Genomic DNA, 15,684 nt, shown 5'->3' on the forward strand with positions numbered 1-15,684 from the left:
TCAGGAAAGGGAAAAAAATTCGATGGCGGCTTGGGCAATGCGTTCCCCGTGCTCCTGCACGAAATGCCCCGCCTCGGGCAGCAGCAGCGGTTCGCCCGCGCCGCGGATTCGGGTGCCCAGGGCGCGCATCACCGGTTCGCCCAGCACCGGATCCTGCTGGCCGATGGCCAGCAAGGTCTGCCCCTGCCAGGTTTCGTGCCAGAACGTGCGGGCGCGGCGCGCGACCGCAGCCCCTTCGTCATCGGGGTGCTCGGGCACCAGCCGGGGAAAAGCGCGCAAGGCGGCGCGGTGCCCGCGGTCGGGAAACGGGGCCATGTAGGCCGCACATTCGGCCGCCGACAGATGGGGATTGCCGCGCGCGAAGAGCCGGGCGACGTCGAAGTCGGGCTTCTGCGCGCACATGTCCCGCCAGGCCAGGAAACCCGGTGACAGCGGTTCGTCCCCGGTGGCCAGCAGGGTGTTCATCGCCAGCAATCCGGCGTAGCGCTCGGGTGCTTCCATGGGCAAGGTCAGCCCCAGGATGCCGCCCCAGTCCTGGACCACCAGCACCACGTGCCGCAGGTCCAGCCGCGCCACCAGTTCCAGAAGCACCTGCCGGTGCCAGCCCACTTGGTGGGCATCCTCGCGCTTGGGCTTGTCGCTCTTGCCGAAGCCGATGAGATCGGGCGCCACCACCCGGTCGCCGGCCGCCAGGAAGCGCGGGATCATCTTGCGGTAGAGATAGCTCCAGGCCGGGTTGCCGTGCAGGCACAGCCAGGTGCGGCGGGCATCGGCCGGCCCCTCATCCAGGTAATGCAGGCGCAGGCCATCCAGCGTGGGCAGGTCGCTCAGGTAGTGCGGGGCCCAGGGGTAATCGGGAAGGTCAGCAAACCGCGCTTCGGGCGTGCGCAGGGCGTCTTCGCGCACCGGCTGGGCCTGCTGGCGCCGCGTTTCGCGTCGCTGGCGGAAAAACGCACTGAGGGCCAGACCGCATTCGTCGGCCAGCACCCCGCCCTGCACCGCCGTCTGGTGGTTGAGCGCGGGCTGCTCGAACAGGTTGACCACCGAACCGGCGGCGCCGGTTTTGGGGTCGGGCGCCCCGAAAACCACCCGCCGCAGTCGCGCGTGCAGCATGGCGCCGGTGCACATGGCGCAAGGCTCCAGGGTGACAAAGAGCTCGCAATCGTCGAGCCGGTAATTGCCCAGCGCGTGGGCGCCGGCGCGCAAGGCGGTGATTTCGGCATGCGCCGTCGGGTCGGCATCGCCGATCGGCGCATTGCGCCCGGTGGCGATCACCCGCCCCTGCCGCACCAGGACCGCCCCCACGGGCACTTCGCCCGCGCGAGACGCCATCTCGGCCTGTTCCAGGGCCAGGCGCATGAAGTCGGCGTCGGTCATTGCGGGTGGGGTCATGCCCCGACTGTAGCGGCTGCACAGAGGGCCTTCAGCCCCGTCCACGCAAACCCGTCGGGAGGAAGGCCGCACCCGGCGCCAACCCGGTGTTTCAGCAGCGATGCATGCCGTGCACCGGGACCGGGAAACGGCCGGCAGCGTGCACCAGGCTGGCACGCCGCCGGCGGGGCAAAGTCCGCTCAGCTCAGCTCAGATCAGATCAGCGGCACGCCGGTCTTGCTCTGGATTTCCTCGCGGGTCACGCCGTCGGCCAGTTCCACCAGCTTCAAGCCTTCGGGCGTCACGTCCATCACGCCCAGGTCGGTGATGATGCGGTCGACCACGCCCTTGCCGGTGAGCGGCAGCGTGCATTCGGGCAGGATCTTCATGTCCGTCGTGCCGTCCTTCTTCTTGGCCACGTGCTCCATCAGCACGATCACGCGCTTGACGCCGGCCACCAGGTCCATGGCACCGCCCATGCCTTTGACCATCTTGCCGGGGATCATCCAGTTGGCCAGGTCGCCACTGGCCGTGACCTGCATGGCGCCCAGAATGGACAGGTTGATCTTGCCGCCGCGAATCATGGCGAACGACTGGTCGGAGCCGAAGATGGACGAGCCCTTGAGCGTGGTCACCGTCTGCTTGCCGGCGTTGATCAGGTCGGGGTTGACCTCGTCGTCGTACGGGAACGGGCCGATGCCCAGCATGCCGTTTTCGGATTGCAGCCACACCTCCTTGTCGCCGGTGTGGTTGGCCACCAGCGTCGGGATGCCGATGCCGAGGTTCACGTAGAAGCCGTCTTCCAGCTCTTGGGCCGCGCGCGCGGCCATCTGGTCTTGGGTCCAGGGCATGGTGTTCTCCTTACGTGCGTTCGCGGGTGGTGCGCTTTTCGATGCGCTTTTCGGGGCTCGGGTTGTGCACGATGCGGTGCACATAGATACCCGGCAGGTGGATGTCGTCGGGGGCGATCTCGCCCACTTCCACGATGCGCTCCACCTCCACGATGCAGACCTTGCCTGCGGTGGCTGCGGCCGGGTTGAAGTTGCGCGCCGTCAGGTTGAAGCGCAGGTTGCCGCTCTTGTCGGCCACGTCGGCCTTGACCAGCGCCACCTCGGGCACCAGCGAACGTTCCATCACGTAGGTCTCGCCGTCGAATTCGCGCAGTTCCTTGCCCTCGGCCACCAGGGTGCCGACACCGGTCTTGGTGAAGAAGGCGGGAATGCCGGCGCCGCCGGCGCGCAGCTTTTCGGCCAGCGTGCCCTGGGGCGTGAATTCCAATTCCAGTTCGCCGGCCAGGTATTGGCGCTCGAACTCCTTGTTCTCGCCGACGTAGCTGGCGATCATCTTCTTGATCTGGCGGGTTTCCAGCAGCTTGCCCAGGCCGAAACCGTCGACGCCGGCGTTGTTGGAAATCACGGTCAGGTTCTGGACGCCAGCATCCTTGAGGGCGTCGATCAGGGCTTCGGGAATGCCGCACAGGCCGAAACCGCCCACGGCGATGAGCTGGCCGTCGGCCACGACGCCCTGGAGGGCATCGGCCGCGCTGGGATAGATCTTGTTCACTTCGTCGGGCTCCAGTGAGGGTGAGGGATCAACAAGGTCTGCAACGATACTACGTAACTACGTACGTAGTATTTCGTAAAGGAAAACACGCCCTGCCCGGCGATCTGCCCGGGGCCGGGGCCGGGAACGGGTACCGATCATGGAAAGCATCGACTACCGCCTCGCTTTCGAGCAGGCTCCGGTGGGCCTGGCGCTGTCGCGCCAGCGCACCATTCTCAACTGCAACCAGGCGCTGTGCGAGATGTTCGGCGTCACGCGCGACCAGCTCGTGGGCCAGAGCTTCCTGATCCTGTACCCGAGCGTGAGCGAATACGAACGCACGGGCGCGCGCATCGCGCATTCGCTCAACAGCAACGGCACCTACGCCGATGACCGGATCATGAAGCGCGTGGACGGGCGCTTCAAGGGCGAGACCTTCTGGTGCCACGTGACCGGCCGCGCTCTGCGGCCGGAGGCGCCGCACGAAGCCGGCATCTGGTGCTTCGAAGACCTGAGTGCGCGGCGCACCGTCAGGGCCGAACTGACCGGGCGCGAGCGCGAGGTGGCCGCCTTCCTGATGAAGGGCCTGACCAGCAAGGAGATCGGTCGGCAGTTGGGCATCAGCCACCGGACCGTGGAGATTTACCGGGCGCGGCTGATGCGCAAGTACCAGGCGCACAGCACGGCCGACCTGGTGCACCGCCTGCTCGAAGGCTGAGCCCAGCCCGGCGCCGGCTCACTGCGGCTGGTAGCCGCTGTCCTTGATGATCTTCGCCCAGACCTCGCGGTAAGCGACTTCGCGCTTGCCCAGCTCGGCGCCGCTCATGTAGCCGACGGTCAGGCCCATGGTGTTCAGCTTGTCCTTGACGTCGGTCTGCGCAATCACCTTCTGCACCGCGGCACCCAGCTTGTCGAGCGCCGCCCTGGGCGTGCCCGCTGGTGCAAAAAGGCCGTAGTACGGCACTTCCTCAAAGCCCTTGATGCCGACTTCGGTGAAGGTCGGCACATCGGGCAGCGCAGTCTGGCGCTGCGTGCCCATGACAGCCACCACGCGCAGCTTGCCGGCCTTGTGGTTCTCGATGAAGTCGGGCACCGAGCCGACGCCGGCCGGGATCTGGTTGCCCAGCATGTCGCCCATCATCGGCGCGCTGCCCCGGTACGGCGCTGCCACCAGGTCCAGACCGAACTGCTTGCCGATCACCTGGACCGCAAACTGCGGCGTCGAGGCCGGGGCCGGAATGCCGACGCTGGCCTTGCCACCAGCGGCCTTGACGCTGTCGACCCAGCCCTTGAAGTCCTTGGCGGGCGTGCCCCCCGACAGCGCCACCGCATTCACGAAGGTGGCAAAACCGGCCACGGGCACGAAGTCCTTGCCCGGATCGAAGCCCGGGTTCTTCATGGTCAGCGGCAGGATGGAAACGCTGTGGTCGTGGCTCAGAAACAGCGTGTGGCCGTCGGGCTGGGCGGCCTTGAGCGCCTGGGCCGCGATCTGGCCGCCGGCACCGGCCTTGTTTTCGACCACCACGCTGTGGCCCAGCTCGGCCTGCAGGCGTTCGGCCAGGATGCGGGCGATGGCATCGGTGCCGCCACCGGCCGGGAAGCCGACCAGGATGCGGGTGGTGGTGTTCTGGGCCTGGACCGGGGTCAGGCCGGCCACGGCGCTCAGGGCAAGCGCGGCCTGCAGCGAACGGATCAGAACGGAACGGCGAAGAAGGGACATGGAAGCTCCTGAATGAAAGAAGAGAAAAGGTATTTGGGATCCGGGTCAGGACGCCGCGCCGGCGGGCGGCGGCGCATCGACCACCTCGGCCGCAGTGCGGAAGGCGTCGACCGAGGCCGGCACACCGCAATAGATGGCCGCGTGCAGCAGCACTTCCTGCAGTTCGTCGACGGTGACACCGTTGTTCAGCGCCCCCCGCACATGGCCCTTGAGCTCGTGCTGCTTGCCCAGCGCTGTCAGCATGGCCACGGTGATCAGGCTGCGGGTCTTGCGGTCCAGGCCGGGCCGTTGCCACACCTCGCCCCAGGCGGCGCGCGAAATGTGGTCCTGGATCGGCTGCGTGAAAGCGGTGGCCCCGGCCAGTGCCCGGTCGACATGGGCATCGCCCATGACTGCCCGGCGGGTGGCCAGGCCTTTCAGATAGGTTTCGTCCTGCAAACTGTGCTCCATGTGTCAGAGATCGATCAGCGCGAGAGGATAAGCTGACGCCAGCACACCCCGACAGGAGACAAACCATGAGTGAACCAGCGCGTTACCCCCTGCCCGATCTGAACGACCTGCCCGACGATCTCAAGACCCAGATTCTGGAGGTTCAGGCGAAAGCAGGGTTCGTGCCCAACGTGTTTCTGGCCCTGGCCCGCCGCCCGGCTGAGTGGCGGGCGTTCTTTGCCTACCACGACGCCTTGATGATGCCCGAATCGGTGGGCCGCACGTCCAGCCTGAGCAAAGGGGATCGCGAAATGATCGTGACCACCACCAGCGCGGCCAACCAGTGCCTGTACTGCGTGGTGGCCCACGGCGCCCTGCTGCGCATCTACGAGAAAAAGCCGCTGGTGGCCGATCAGGTCGCGGTCAACCACCGCAAGGCCGACATCAGTGCGCGTCAGCGCGCCATGCTCGACTTCGCCATGAAGGTCTGCGAGCAGTCGCATGCCATCGAGGAGGCGGACTTCCAGGCCCTGCACGCACACGGCTTCAGCGACGAGGATGCCTGGGATATTGCCGCCATCACGGCCTTCTTCGGCCTGTCCAACCGCATGGCCAGCTTCAGCGGCATGATGCCCAACCCCGAGTTCTACCTGATGGGCCGGGTACCGAAAGCCCGATAACCGCTGCGGTCCCCATGAAAAAGGGCAGGCCTTTCGGCCTGCCCTTTTTGCACTCGGGAGCGGGAGTGAACTGGTGCTCAGCCGAAGTTCTTTTCGGCGAACGACCAGTTGACCAGCTTGTCCAGGAAGGTTTCCACGAACTTGGGACGCAGGTTGCGGTAGTCGATGTAGTAGGCGTGTTCCCACACGTCCACGGTCAGCAGCGCGGTGTCGGCGGTGGTCAGCGGGGTGCCGGCGGCACCGGTGTTGACGATGTCGACCGAACCGTCGGCCTTCTTGACCAGCCAGGTCCAGCCCGAACCGAAGTTGCCCACGGCCGACTTCACGAAGGCTTCCTTGAAAGCGGCGTAGCTGCCCCACTTGGCGTTGATGGCTGCGGCCAGGGCGCCGGTGGGCTCACCGCCGCCGTTGGGCTTCATGCAGTTCCAGAAGAAGGTGTGGTTCCAGATCTGGGCCGCGTTGTTGTAGATGCCGCCGCTGGAGGTCTTGACGATCTCTTCCAGGGTCTTGCTTTCGAACTCGGTGCCCTTTTGCAGGTTGTTGAGGTTCACCACATAGGCGTTGTGGTGCTTGCCGTGGTGGTATTCCAGGGTCTCGCGGCTGTAGTGGGGTGCCAGGTCGTCCAGGCCGTAAGGCAGCGGGGGCAAGGTGTGTTCCATGTGGGTTCCTCTTGTCGTGATCGATGGTGGGTGAATTCCTGTGGCACCGGGCGGTGGCTCGCGGCTGGGCCCGACGTGAGGCGCATTGTAGGGAAGCACGAGCCACCTGGACGGATCAGGGTTTCTCCGGTCGCACGCCCTGCACGGCCAACGCCAGTGCGCCGTCGGCCAGCGTGGCGGTGAGTGCCTGGCCGGTATGGACCTGTGCCACCTGGGTCACGGTCGCGCCGGCGCCGTCGGTCAGGTAGGCATAGCCGCGTTCCAGCACCAGGCGCGGATCGAGGTGCCCCAGCGCCACCTCCAGGCGCTGCAGGCGCAAACGGGCGCTCTCGCGCGAGCGGGCCCAGGCGGCCGGCAAAGCCACCGACAGCCGCTGCAGGCCGGCGCTCTGGCGCTGGTACTGCTGCTGCACGCCCCGCGCCAGCCGGTGCTCCAGCACCGTCAGTTGCTCCCGGTGTTCGTGCAGCCGCGCCGAGGGGCGTCCGAGCCGCTGGGCGAGGCGGTCCAGCCGTTGTGCACGCTGGTCAATCTGCCGGTAGAGCCGATCCTGCAGCGCTTCATGCAGGTATTCGAGCTCGCCCAGCCGCACCGAGCGCTCGGGCGCGCAAAGTTCGGCCGCTGCGGTGGGCGTGGGCGCCCGCAGGTCGGCCGCGAAATCGGCCAGGGTGAAATCGGTTTCGTGCCCCACCCCGCTGATCACGGGCATGGGCGCTTCGGCGACGGTGCGCACCACGGCTTCGTCGTTGAACGACCAGAGGTCCTCCAGGGAACCACCACCGCGCACCAGCAGCAGCACCTCGCTCTCGCCGGTGTCGGCATGGCGCCGGTACGCGGTACGCAGCGCGGCACAAATCTCGGCCGGCGCCTGTGCACCTTGGACCGACGCCGGGTAGATCACGACGGGCAGGTGTGGCACGCGCCGCCGCAGGGCCGTGACCACGTCGCGCAGGGCGGCAGCGCCCAGCGAAGTCACCACACCGATGCTGCGTGGCTGGGCCGGCAGCGGCCTTTTGCGGTCGGCGTCGAACAGGCCTTCGGCTTCCAGCCGGGCCTTCAGCCGCAGGAACTGCTCGAACAGGTTGCCCTGCCCCGCAGGCACCAGGCGTTCGACGATGAGCTGCAAGTCGCCGCGGGGGCCATACACGTCCAGCTTGCCATGGGCTTCCACGCGCTGGCCATCGGCCGGGGCGAAGCGCAGCGCGTCGGCGGCGCGGCGGAACATGGCGCAACGCAACTGACCACTGTCATCTTTGAGCTGGAAGTAACAATGCCCGCTGGCCGCGCGCGAGAACCCCGAAATCTCGCCGCGCACCGCCACCGGATTGAACCGCGCCGCCAGTGTGTCAGCGATGGCGCGCATCAGCGGCCCAACGCCCCACACAGGCCGCGCCGGTGCTTCAGCGGATGCCTGAAACGCTTCAGACACAGGCTTCTCCGGCACAAATGTGTCCACAAGCCGCGCCGTTGCTGGCGACGGCGCGCTCGTGCACCCAGCGCCGAGGGATTGGCAGACAGTTCGTTGATTCCAAAGCGTTTTGCACTGCTGTTTTTCTCATCGACGCAAGGAAAGTCCCGTATCTGCTGGCACTGGCAGCGGGTGAGCCCAGGTTCTTCACAAAGTTATCCACAGAAAATGTGCATGAAGCGGCCGGCGGGCGGCAAGCTTCGGCAGCGTGGGCGCCAGAGGCGGCGCGGGCACTGGGCGATAATCGCCTGCGAACTTTTTGCCGCCTTGCGGCGCCGCCTGTCAGGAGCCCCTGTCTTGCTGTCCATCATACAAGCCGCTGGTTGGCCGATCTGGCCGTTGATTGCCTGCTCCATCCTCGGTCTGGCCCTCGTGATCGAGCGCTTCCTCAGCCTCAAGACGGCCAAGGTCGTGCCCGCCCCGCTGCTCGATGAAGCCATCATGGTGTCGCGTGCAGGCGTTCCCAGCGCCGAAGTGGTGTCGCAGCTCGAACAGAACTCCCTGCTGGGCGAAGTGCTGGCCAGCGGCTTCCGGGCCTTGCTGAACAACCCGCGCGCCACCGAGGACGAACTGCGCTCCGGCCTCGAAGGTGCCGGTCGGCTTGCCGCCGCCAAGCTGCAGCGCTACCTGGGTGCGTTGGCGACCATCGCCTCGGCAGCGCCCCTGCTGGGCCTGCTGGGCACCGTGATCGGGATGATCGAGATTTTCGGCTCGCAAGGCGGTGATGGCGGCATGACCGGCGGCGGCAATCCGGCGCAGCTGGCGCACGGCATTTCCATCGCGCTGTACAACACGGCCTTCGGGCTGATCGTGGCGATTCCCGCGCTGATCTTCTGGCGTTACTTCCGGGCTCGGGTCGACGGCTACCTGCTGTCGATGGAGGTGGCGTCGGAGCGTTTCGTGCGCCACCTGCTGACGCTGCGCAAGTAAGGAAGGCCGGCGAAGCATGAACTTCCGTCCCGGTTCGCGCGATGAACCCGAGGTCAACCTGATCCCGTTCATCGACATCCTGCTGGTGGTGCTCATCTTCCTGATGCTCACCACCACCTATTCCAAGTTCACCGAACTGCAGGTGAATCTGCCGGTGGCCGACGCCCAGGCGCAGCGCGAATACCCCAAGGAAGTGATCGTGACCATCAGCAGCGATGGCCGGTATGCGATCAACCGCCAGGCGGTCGACGGCGGCGATGTGGCGCAGCTCACGCGCAGCCTGCTGCAGGCGGCCCGGGATCAGCGCGATATCGTGGTGATCATCAGTGCCGACGCCGCCGCCACGCACCAGTCGGTGGTCAACGTGATGGACGCAGCCCGGCGCGCGGGTCTGGTGCAGATCACCTTCGCGACCCAGCAATCCGGCGACGGTCGCCAGCGACGCTGATTCCCATGGCCGACGCCGACTCCCGGGCGCGGCGGCAGGCCGAATGGCTGGCCCTGGCCAGCCGGCGCGGCGCCCAGGCACGCGCGCTGTGGCCGCTGTCGCTGCTCTACCGCGCTCTGGTGGCCTTGCGGCGGCAGGCCTATGTGGCCGGCTGGTCCCGCGTCCAGCGCCTGCCCGTGCCCGTCATCGTGGTCGGCAACGTGGTCGTCGGTGGCGCCGGCAAGACCCCCACCACCATCGCCCTGGTGCAGGCGTTGAAAGCCCGTGGCTGGCGCCCCGGCGTCGTCTCGCGCGGCCACGGCCGGACCGGCACCGAGGTCAGCGCGGTCGGGCCGGCAGCGTCTGCGGAACAGGTGGGCGACGAGCCGCTGCTGATCCGATCGGCCACGGAGGTACCGGTATGGGTCGGTCGCCAGCGCGCAGACGCTGGCCGCGCCCTGCTGGCCGCGCACCCCGACGTGAACGTGATCGTCTGCGACGACGGCCTGCAGCACTGGTCGCTGGGCCGCGATCTGGCCTTGGCCGTGTTCGACGACCGGGGCATGGGCAACGGCTGGCTGCTGCCGGCGGGCCTTTTGCGCGAACCCTGGCCACCGCGTGCCGGCATGGCTTTTGCGCCCGACGTCGTTTTGCACACCGGGTTGAACGCACCACCTTTGGCAGCCGGTCAGGTGGTGTTTTCCCTGCAGCGTGGCCTGATCAGCGAGGCGCGCAATGAGCAGGGCACGCACATGCCCTTGGCCCGGCTGCGTGATCGCCCGCTGGTGGCGCTCGCGGGCATCGCCCGCCCGGGTGTGTTTTTCCAGGCCTTGCTTGCCGAAGGGCTGACCCTTTCTCAACAGATCGCCCTGCCCGACCACGCCGGCCCCGACGCCTACGCGCGGCTGGTGCAGTCCCACCCCGATGCCGAACTCATCTGCACCGAGAAGGATGCGGTCAAACTGTTTCCCCTGCTGGCTGGCCGCACCGGCACACTGCGTGCCTGGACCGTGCCCCTGGCCGTGACGCTGCCGCCAGCGCTGATCGATCACGTGGCTGCGCGGCTGCGCCAGACCGCGGCCCGCCAACCCGCCTGACCGACCGAGACCCTGCGCCCCCCGCGGCACTCACTATCATTGCGCCATGGATTCGAAACTGCTTGAACTGCTGGTGTGCCCCGTGACCAAGGGACCGCTGGTCTTCGACCGCGAAAAGCAGGAGCTGCTCTCGCGCAGCGCCCGCCTGGCCTACCCCGTGCGCGATGGCATTCCCATCCTGCTCGAACACGAAGCCCGCCCGCTGAGCGACGACGAAGCGGAGCGCCCCAAGCCCACGTCGCCGGCCGACCCGGCAGCATGAGCGCCCCCTTCACGGTGCTGATTCCGGCGCGGCTCGCTTCGACCCGCCTGCCGGACAAACCCCTGGCCGACATCGGCGGCGTGCCTATGGTTGTCCGGGTCGCCCAACGGGCCGCGCTGAGTGGTGCGGCACGCTGCGTCGTGGCGGCGGACGACGAACGCATCGTTCGCGCCTGCCAGGCCCATGGCGTGGCGGCCCTGCTCACGCGCACCGATCACCCGTCCGGCAGCGACCGGCTGGCCGAAGCCTGTGCCTTGCTGGATCTGGCCAACGATGCGGTGGTGGTCAATGTCCAGGGCGATGAACCCCTCATCGCGCCTGCATTGATCGATGCCGTGGCCGAGCAGCTCCGGCAACGCACCGATTGCGTGATGAGCACGGCAGCCCATGTGCTGGCCGGCATGGCCGAGTTCCTCAACCCCCATGTGGTCAAGGTGGTGCTCGACCGCCAGCACACGGCGCTGTACTTCAGCCGTGCCCCCATTCCCTGGTGGCGCGATGGCATGGCCTCGGCCGAGGGACTGACCGACAACACCCCCCTGCCCTCGCCCGCACCCTTGCGGCACGTTGGCATCTACGCTTACCGGGCCGGTTTCCTGCGCCGCTTCCCGACCCTGGAGCCCGCACCGCTGGAGCGCATCGAATCGCTGGAGCAACTGCGCGTGCTCTGGCACGGCGAGCGCATCGCGGTGCACGTGACCGAAGAAGCACCGGGCCCTGGGGTGGACACCCCGGACGACCTCGCACGCGTCCGCGCCCTGTTCGGCTGAGCCGGAAAACCGGCCCGTTCCCGCTGCACGGACCACCCCTCCGGGGCGACAGCGTGTAAGGCGACTGGGGGAAAGCCCATGCTATCCTCGACCGACTGGCCCGCCTGGCTTGTGCCCGCGCTCGGCCCCTGCTTCTTGAAACTCTGATAAAGGAAACCGATGAGACTGATTCTGTTGGGCGCCCCCGGCGCTGGCAAAGGCACACAAGCCGCTTTCATTTGCCAGAAGTACGGTATCCCGCAAATCTCCACCGGCGACATGCTGCGCGCCGCGGTCAAGGCCGGCACGCCCCTGGGTCTGCAGGCCAAGGCGGTCATGGAATCCGGTGGCCTCGTCAGCGACGACCTGATCATCAACCTGGTCAAGGAACGCATCGCCCAGCCCGACTGTGCCGGCGGTTTCCTGTTCGACGGTTTCCCCCGCACCATCCCCCAGGCCGATGCGATGAAGGCTGCAGGTGTCAAGCTCGATTACGTGCTCGAGATCGATGTGCCTTTCGATGCCATCATCGAGCGCATGAGCGGCCGGCGTTCCCACCCGGCCAGCGGCCGCACTTACCACGTCAAGTTCAACCCGCCCAAGGTGGACGGTGTGGACGACGTGACCGGCGAACCGCTGATCCAGCGCGATGACGACAAGGAAGAAACGGTCCAGAAGCGTCTGGAGGTCTACAGTGCCCAGACCCGCCCGCTGGTGGACTATTACCGCAACTGGGCACAGGCCGATGCGGCCGCGGCACCGAAGTACCGCGCCATCAGCGGTATGGGCACCGTGGAAGAGATCACCTCGCGCGCCCTGGCGGCACTGGCCCAGTAAGCCTTCTTCCCGCTCCCGCCAAGCCCGGCCTTTGCCGGGCTTTTTTTGTGGCCGCCTGTCGTCAGCGTCCGCTGCGTTCTGCAAGGAGGTCCAAGGCCAGCGCCAGACGGGCTTTGGGCGCATTGAGCGGGGCCGCGACCGGAAATGGGTTGCGATCATCCGGCATGGCCCGCCCCTGTGCGCACCGGCTCGCACGCACCACCCGCACGCCCGCGTGCTGCGCTTCCAGCAAGGCCGCCACCAGGTTGTCGTGCAGGGTCCCGTTGCCGGTGCCGGCGACCAGCAGACCCTCGGGCGCCAGCGTCAACAAGGCCCGCACCAGGTCGCCATCGGCATCGGCATGGCTGGTGAGCAGCGGCACCTTCGGCAACGCCGGTGCCGCGAGAAAAGCAGCCAGCAAGCGGGTGTCCGGTGCTTCGGGCAAGGCGAGCGGCTGAAACCAGCGGACCTGTCCCGCCTCCACGCAGCCGGCCGGTCCGGCATCGCCCGAAGAGAAGGCGTCCAGCCGGTAACTGTGCACCTTGGCCACATGCTCGGCGCGGTGAATCTGCCCGGCACAGACGGCCAGCACACCACGCGCCTGCGCATCTGCTGCCACGACCACGGCATCAAGCAAATTCTGGGGGCCGTCGGGCACCAGCGCCGTCGCCGGGCGCATGGCACAGGTCAGCACGACCGGTTTGGCTGGCTGCAGCAACCGTTGAAGCAGGTAGGCGGTTTCCTCCAGGGTGTCCGTGCCATGGGTGATGACGATGCCCGCCACGGACGGCTGCGCCATGTGCAACTCGACCGCCCGCACCAACCGCTGCCAGACCGGCAGCCCCATGTCCTTGCTGTCAACCTGGGCCACCTGTTCCAGGGCCAGCGGCCACTGTGCCAGCGCCGGCACGCCGGCGACCAGATCGCGCACCGCCACCTGTCCGGCCACGTAGGCCACGGGGTCATCGGCACCGACCGAACGCCCGGCAATGGTGCCCCCGGTGCCCAGAATCACCACCTTGCAGTCGGGCGGAACGGTCAGCAGGTCGTCTGTGTGATGGGGCACTTGCGAAACTCCTTGAACTGGGTAAAAATACAGTTACTGGATAAGAAAACAGTCACTTTGATCGGCGGTCTTCCGGCATCAGCCCGATGTCTCGCCGGTTTTCCGAAAGGTACGTCATGTTGGACCCCTTGCTCTCCTCGCCCAAGCTCACGGCCCGCCAGCAGCAGATTCTGGAGCTGATCCAGAAAGCCATTGCCAGCACCGGTGCCCCGCCGACGCGCGCAGAAATCGCGGCCGAGCTCGGCTTCAAATCGGCCAACGCGGCCGAAGAGCACTTGCAGGCCCTGGCCCGCAAAGGGGTGATCGAGCTGGTCAGCGGCACCTCCCGGGGCATCCGTCTTCGCGGGCGTGATCTGCGTTCCATCAACGAAGCCCGCGAACACCAGCTCACCCTCCCGGGCCTGGCCCAGCTGGCGCTGCCGCTGATCGGCCGGGTGGCAGCCGGCTCGCCGATTCTCGCCCAGGAGCACGTCGATCAGACCTACCACGTCGAGCGCAGCCTGTTCCAGCGCCAGCCCGACTATCTGCTGCGTGTGCGGGGCATGTCCATGCGCGACGTCGGCATCATGGATGGGGACCTGCTGGCCGTGCAGTCCACACGCGATGCGCGCAACGGCCAGATCGTCGTGGCCCGGCTGGGTGACGACGTGACGGTCAAGCGTTTCATGCGGCGCGACGACCGCATCGAACTGCACGCCGAAAATCCCGACTTCCGCACCATCGTGGTGGAGCCAGGTGAACCTTTCGAAATCGAAGGTTTGGCTGTGGGCCTGATCCGCAACAGTTTCCTGATCTGACCCTACCGGTCTTCATCGCCGGTGCAGGTGGCGGGCGGTTGCGCGGGGAGTTGACAACTCCTCGGGCACATCCCTGCGCGGGCGAACTTTTTTCAATCCTGCCTGTGTTCAACCCCTTGCCTGGAGTTTCACATGGGAATCCCTTTTGCTCGCAATACCTGGCGTGCCCCTTTGCGCCTGATCGATAGCTGGCTCGCGCTGGAGCCTGCGCCCATCGTCAGGCGCGAGCGCTCGGCCCGGATCGTGCAGCTTTTTTCACGTGCCGGCTGGCTGCATGCCAAGCCGTCCACACCTGCGGCGCCCTCCCCCCAACTCTCGAAGCAGCAGGCACTTTCCCGTTCCAACGTGCATCGCCTGGATAAGGCTCGTCGCCAGCCCTTGCTGGTGCGTCAACACGGCCAGGAAGGCCGCCTGGTGATCTCTGGCCGCATGCACGATGTCTGCGCCGAACTGGACCGTCTGGTGGCACTGGAGTCGCAGCAACACGCGGTGAAAGCGGCCTGATCAGGCCAAGGCCTGGCCGCGTCAGTGGCGGGCCCACATATACAGCTTGTAGCAAGGACCGGGAAGGGCTTGCGGGCACAATAGCGTCCCATGAATATTGTGATCCTGGACGACTACCAAGACGTTGTCCGCAAGCTGCGCTGCGCCGAAAAGCTCGAACCTTATCCTGCCAAGGTCTTCACCAACACCGTCAAGGGCGTGGGACAGCTTTCCGTCCGCCTGCGTGATGCCGATGTGCTGGTGCTGATCCGCGAGCGCAGCCAGATCAGCCGGCAGCTCGTGGAGAAGCTGCCCCGGCTCAAACTCATCGCCCAAACAGGCCGCATCGGCAAGCACATCGATGTCAATGCCTGCACGGAACGGGGGGTCGCGGTTTGTGAAGGTACCAGTTCCCCCATTTCCACGGCCGAGCTGACCTGGGCCTTGATCATGGCGTCCATGCGGCGCCTGCCACAGTACATCGCCAGCCTCAAGCATGGGGCGTGGCAGCAGTCCGGCCTCAAAGCGGCGTCCATGCCGAACAATTTCGGGCTCGGCATGGTGCTGCAAGGCAAAACCCTCGGTATCTGGAGCTACGGCCGCATCGGCAAACTGGTGGCCAGCTACGGCCGCGCTTTTGGCATGCGCGTGCTGGTGTGGGGGAGCGACGAGACGCGCATCCGCGCCATGGCCGATGGCCACGAAATTGCCGAAAGCCGGGAAGCTCTGTTCGAAACATCCGATGTGCTGTCGCTGCACCTGCGGCTGGGTGAAGCCAGCCAGGGCTGTGTCACGCTGGAGGATCTCTCCCGCATGAAACCGACGGCCTTGCTGGTCAACACGTCAAGGGCCGAACTCATCGAACCGGAGGCCCTGCTCACGTCGCTCAACCGTGGACGGCCTGGCATGGCTGCGGTGGATGTTTTCGAGTCGGAGCCCATTCTGCAAGGGCATGCCCTGCTGCGTCTGGAGAACTGTATCTGCACGCCGCACATCGGCTATGTCGAGCAGGACAACTACGAGCAGCTGTTCTCGGCGGCCTTCGACAACGTGGTCAATTTCATCAAAGGAACACCCACCAACATCGTCAACCCTGGTGCCCTGCAGGTTCGCCGCTGAGGTGGAGATTCCCCCCATGAAAAAAACCGCCTTCCGGCGGTTTTTTTCATGGGTCCCAAGGCCCTCGTCCGG

Annotated in this window: 19 protein-coding genes; 11 read left to right on the top strand and 8 right to left on the bottom strand. The window is 66.7% G+C overall.

Annotated features, from left to right (window positions below; all coding sequences use genetic code 11):
- From tadA to L0977_RS11060, 3 genes are all read right to left on the bottom strand, one after another.
- On the bottom strand, positions 1–1,392 hold the full coding sequence (gene tadA / locus L0977_RS11050) for a tRNA adenosine(34) deaminase TadA (protein WP_442786627.1): 1,392 nt from the start codon (positions 1,390–1,392) through the stop codon (positions 1–3).
- 194 nt (positions 1,393–1,586) lie between these two features.
- Complete coding sequence (locus L0977_RS11055) at positions 1,587–2,222, bottom strand: 3-oxoacid CoA-transferase subunit B (protein WP_234264921.1); 636 nt, start codon at positions 2,220–2,222, stop codon at positions 1,587–1,589.
- A 10-nt stretch (positions 2,223–2,232) separates the two neighbouring features.
- Positions 2,233–2,934, bottom strand: a complete 702-nt coding sequence (locus L0977_RS11060; RefSeq protein ID WP_234264922.1) for a CoA transferase subunit A — start codon at positions 2,932–2,934, stop codon at positions 2,233–2,235.
- A 139-nt stretch (positions 2,935–3,073) separates the two neighbouring features.
- Here L0977_RS11060 and L0977_RS11065 point away from each other — a divergent pair, with 139 nt between their 5' ends.
- The gene (locus L0977_RS11065; RefSeq protein ID WP_234264923.1) at positions 3,074–3,631 is read left to right on the top strand and encodes a LuxR C-terminal-related transcriptional regulator; all 558 of its coding nucleotides are present in this window, start codon (positions 3,074–3,076) and stop codon (positions 3,629–3,631) included.
- A gap of 18 nt (positions 3,632–3,649) precedes the next feature.
- Here L0977_RS11065 and L0977_RS11070 read toward each other — a convergent pair whose 3' ends face one another.
- Positions 3,650–4,633: a Bug family tripartite tricarboxylate transporter substrate binding protein gene (locus tag L0977_RS11070; RefSeq protein WP_234264924.1), complete on the bottom strand. Its 984-nt coding sequence runs from the start codon at positions 4,631–4,633 to the stop codon at positions 3,650–3,652.
- Between the two features lie 45 nt (positions 4,634–4,678).
- Positions 4,679–5,083, bottom strand: coding sequence for a 4-carboxymuconolactone decarboxylase (gene pcaC, locus L0977_RS11075; RefSeq protein ID WP_234264925.1), 405 nt, complete (start codon positions 5,081–5,083; stop codon positions 4,679–4,681).
- 65 nt (positions 5,084–5,148) lie between these two features.
- Here pcaC and L0977_RS11080 point away from each other — a divergent pair, with 65 nt between their 5' ends.
- Positions 5,149–5,742: a peroxidase-related enzyme gene (locus L0977_RS11080; protein WP_234264926.1), complete on the top strand. Its 594-nt coding sequence runs from the start codon at positions 5,149–5,151 to the stop codon at positions 5,740–5,742.
- A 77-nt stretch (positions 5,743–5,819) separates the two neighbouring features.
- Here the strand turns inward: L0977_RS11080 and L0977_RS11085 are convergent, their stop codons facing one another.
- Together L0977_RS11085 and xseA are read right to left on the bottom strand one after the other, a co-directional pair.
- Positions 5,820–6,401, bottom strand: coding sequence for a superoxide dismutase (locus L0977_RS11085; protein ID WP_234264927.1), 582 nt, complete (start codon positions 6,399–6,401; stop codon positions 5,820–5,822).
- 115 nt (positions 6,402–6,516) lie between these two features.
- Positions 6,517–7,827, bottom strand: a complete 1,311-nt coding sequence (gene xseA / locus L0977_RS11090) for an exodeoxyribonuclease VII large subunit (RefSeq protein WP_442786628.1) — start codon at positions 7,825–7,827, stop codon at positions 6,517–6,519.
- 336 nt (positions 7,828–8,163) lie between these two features.
- On the opposite strand from xseA, the gene L0977_RS11095 reads away from it, so the two are divergent.
- The 6 genes from L0977_RS11095 to adk all read left to right on the top strand — a co-directional run bounded on the left by L0977_RS11095 (position 8,164) and on the right by adk (position 12,168).
- On the top strand, positions 8,164–8,796 hold the full coding sequence (locus L0977_RS11095) for a MotA/TolQ/ExbB proton channel family protein (protein WP_234264929.1): 633 nt from the start codon (positions 8,164–8,166) through the stop codon (positions 8,794–8,796).
- Positions 8,797–8,812: 16 nt separating this feature from the next.
- Positions 8,813–9,244, top strand: coding sequence for an ExbD/TolR family protein (locus tag L0977_RS11100; protein ID WP_234264930.1), 432 nt, complete (start codon positions 8,813–8,815; stop codon positions 9,242–9,244).
- A 5-nt stretch (positions 9,245–9,249) separates the two neighbouring features.
- The gene (gene lpxK / locus L0977_RS11105) at positions 9,250–10,320 is read left to right on the top strand and encodes a tetraacyldisaccharide 4'-kinase (protein ID WP_234264931.1); all 1,071 of its coding nucleotides are present in this window, start codon (positions 9,250–9,252) and stop codon (positions 10,318–10,320) included.
- A gap of 46 nt (positions 10,321–10,366) precedes the next feature.
- Positions 10,367–10,582, top strand: coding sequence for a Trm112 family protein (locus tag L0977_RS11110; RefSeq protein ID WP_234264932.1), 216 nt, complete (start codon positions 10,367–10,369; stop codon positions 10,580–10,582).
- A complete protein-coding gene (kdsB, locus tag L0977_RS11115; RefSeq protein ID WP_234264933.1) occupies positions 10,579–11,352 on the top strand; it encodes a 3-deoxy-manno-octulosonate cytidylyltransferase in 774 nt (257 codons plus the stop codon). The genes L0977_RS11110 and kdsB overlap by 4 nt, the downstream gene beginning before the upstream one ends.
- A gap of 159 nt (positions 11,353–11,511) precedes the next feature.
- Positions 11,512–12,168, top strand: coding sequence for an adenylate kinase (gene adk / locus L0977_RS11120; protein WP_234264934.1), 657 nt, complete (start codon positions 11,512–11,514; stop codon positions 12,166–12,168).
- A gap of 61 nt (positions 12,169–12,229) precedes the next feature.
- Here the strand turns inward: adk and L0977_RS11125 are convergent, their stop codons facing one another.
- Positions 12,230–13,213, bottom strand: a complete 984-nt coding sequence (locus L0977_RS11125) for an asparaginase (protein WP_234264935.1) — start codon at positions 13,211–13,213, stop codon at positions 12,230–12,232.
- A 128-nt stretch (positions 13,214–13,341) separates the two neighbouring features.
- Here L0977_RS11125 and lexA point away from each other — a divergent pair, with 128 nt between their 5' ends.
- The 3 genes from lexA to L0977_RS11140 all read left to right on the top strand — a co-directional run bounded on the left by lexA (position 13,342) and on the right by L0977_RS11140 (position 15,612).
- Positions 13,342–14,010 (top strand): transcriptional repressor LexA, encoded by a 669-nt coding sequence (lexA, locus tag L0977_RS11130; protein ID WP_234265050.1) that lies wholly within the window; start codon positions 13,342–13,344, stop codon positions 14,008–14,010.
- 132 nt (positions 14,011–14,142) lie between these two features.
- Positions 14,143–14,514 carry a hypothetical protein gene (locus tag L0977_RS11135; protein ID WP_234264936.1) on the top strand — a complete coding sequence of 124 codons (372 nt, stop codon included), beginning with the start codon at positions 14,143–14,145 and terminating at the stop codon, positions 14,512–14,514.
- Between the two features lie 90 nt (positions 14,515–14,604).
- Positions 14,605–15,612 carry a D-2-hydroxyacid dehydrogenase family protein gene (locus L0977_RS11140; RefSeq protein WP_234264937.1) on the top strand — a complete coding sequence of 336 codons (1,008 nt, stop codon included), beginning with the start codon at positions 14,605–14,607 and terminating at the stop codon, positions 15,610–15,612.
- The last annotated feature ends 72 nt before the right edge of the window (positions 15,613–15,684 follow it).

The sequence above is a fragment of the Hydrogenophaga sp. NFH-34 genome, assembly GCF_021401345.1.
Lineage (GTDB): Bacteria > Pseudomonadota > Gammaproteobacteria > Burkholderiales > Burkholderiaceae_C > Hydrogenophaga > Hydrogenophaga electricum.

Bases quoted from the DNA above. Each gene is read 5' to 3' on its own strand.
- tadA (WP_442786627.1), bottom strand. From the start codon at position 1,392: ATGACCCCACCCGCAATGACCGACGCCGACTTCATGCGCCTGGCCCTG.
- L0977_RS11055 (WP_234264921.1), bottom strand. From the start codon at position 2,222: ATGCCCTGGACCCAAGACCAGATGGCCGCGCGCGCGGCCCAAGAGCTG.
- L0977_RS11065 (WP_234264923.1), top strand. From the start codon at position 3,074: ATGGAAAGCATCGACTACCGCCTCGCTTTCGAGCAGGCTCCGGTGGGC.
- L0977_RS11070 (WP_234264924.1), bottom strand. From the start codon at position 4,633: ATGTCCCTTCTTCGCCGTTCCGTTCTGATCCGTTCGCTGCAGGCCGCG.
- pcaC (WP_234264925.1), bottom strand. From the start codon at position 5,083: ATGGAGCACAGTTTGCAGGACGAAACCTATCTGAAAGGCCTGGCCACC.
- L0977_RS11080 (WP_234264926.1), top strand. From the start codon at position 5,149: ATGAGTGAACCAGCGCGTTACCCCCTGCCCGATCTGAACGACCTGCCC.
- L0977_RS11085 (WP_234264927.1), bottom strand. From the start codon at position 6,401: ATGGAACACACCTTGCCCCCGCTGCCTTACGGCCTGGACGACCTGGCA.
- L0977_RS11100 (WP_234264930.1), top strand. From the start codon at position 8,813: ATGAACTTCCGTCCCGGTTCGCGCGATGAACCCGAGGTCAACCTGATC.
- lpxK (WP_234264931.1), top strand. From the start codon at position 9,250: ATGGCCGACGCCGACTCCCGGGCGCGGCGGCAGGCCGAATGGCTGGCC.
- L0977_RS11110 (WP_234264932.1), top strand. From the start codon at position 10,367: ATGGATTCGAAACTGCTTGAACTGCTGGTGTGCCCCGTGACCAAGGGA.
- kdsB (WP_234264933.1), top strand. From the start codon at position 10,579: ATGAGCGCCCCCTTCACGGTGCTGATTCCGGCGCGGCTCGCTTCGACC.
- adk (WP_234264934.1), top strand. From the start codon at position 11,512: ATGAGACTGATTCTGTTGGGCGCCCCCGGCGCTGGCAAAGGCACACAA.
- L0977_RS11135 (WP_234264936.1), top strand. From the start codon at position 14,143: ATGGGAATCCCTTTTGCTCGCAATACCTGGCGTGCCCCTTTGCGCCTG.
- L0977_RS11140 (WP_234264937.1), top strand. From the start codon at position 14,605: ATGAATATTGTGATCCTGGACGACTACCAAGACGTTGTCCGCAAGCTG.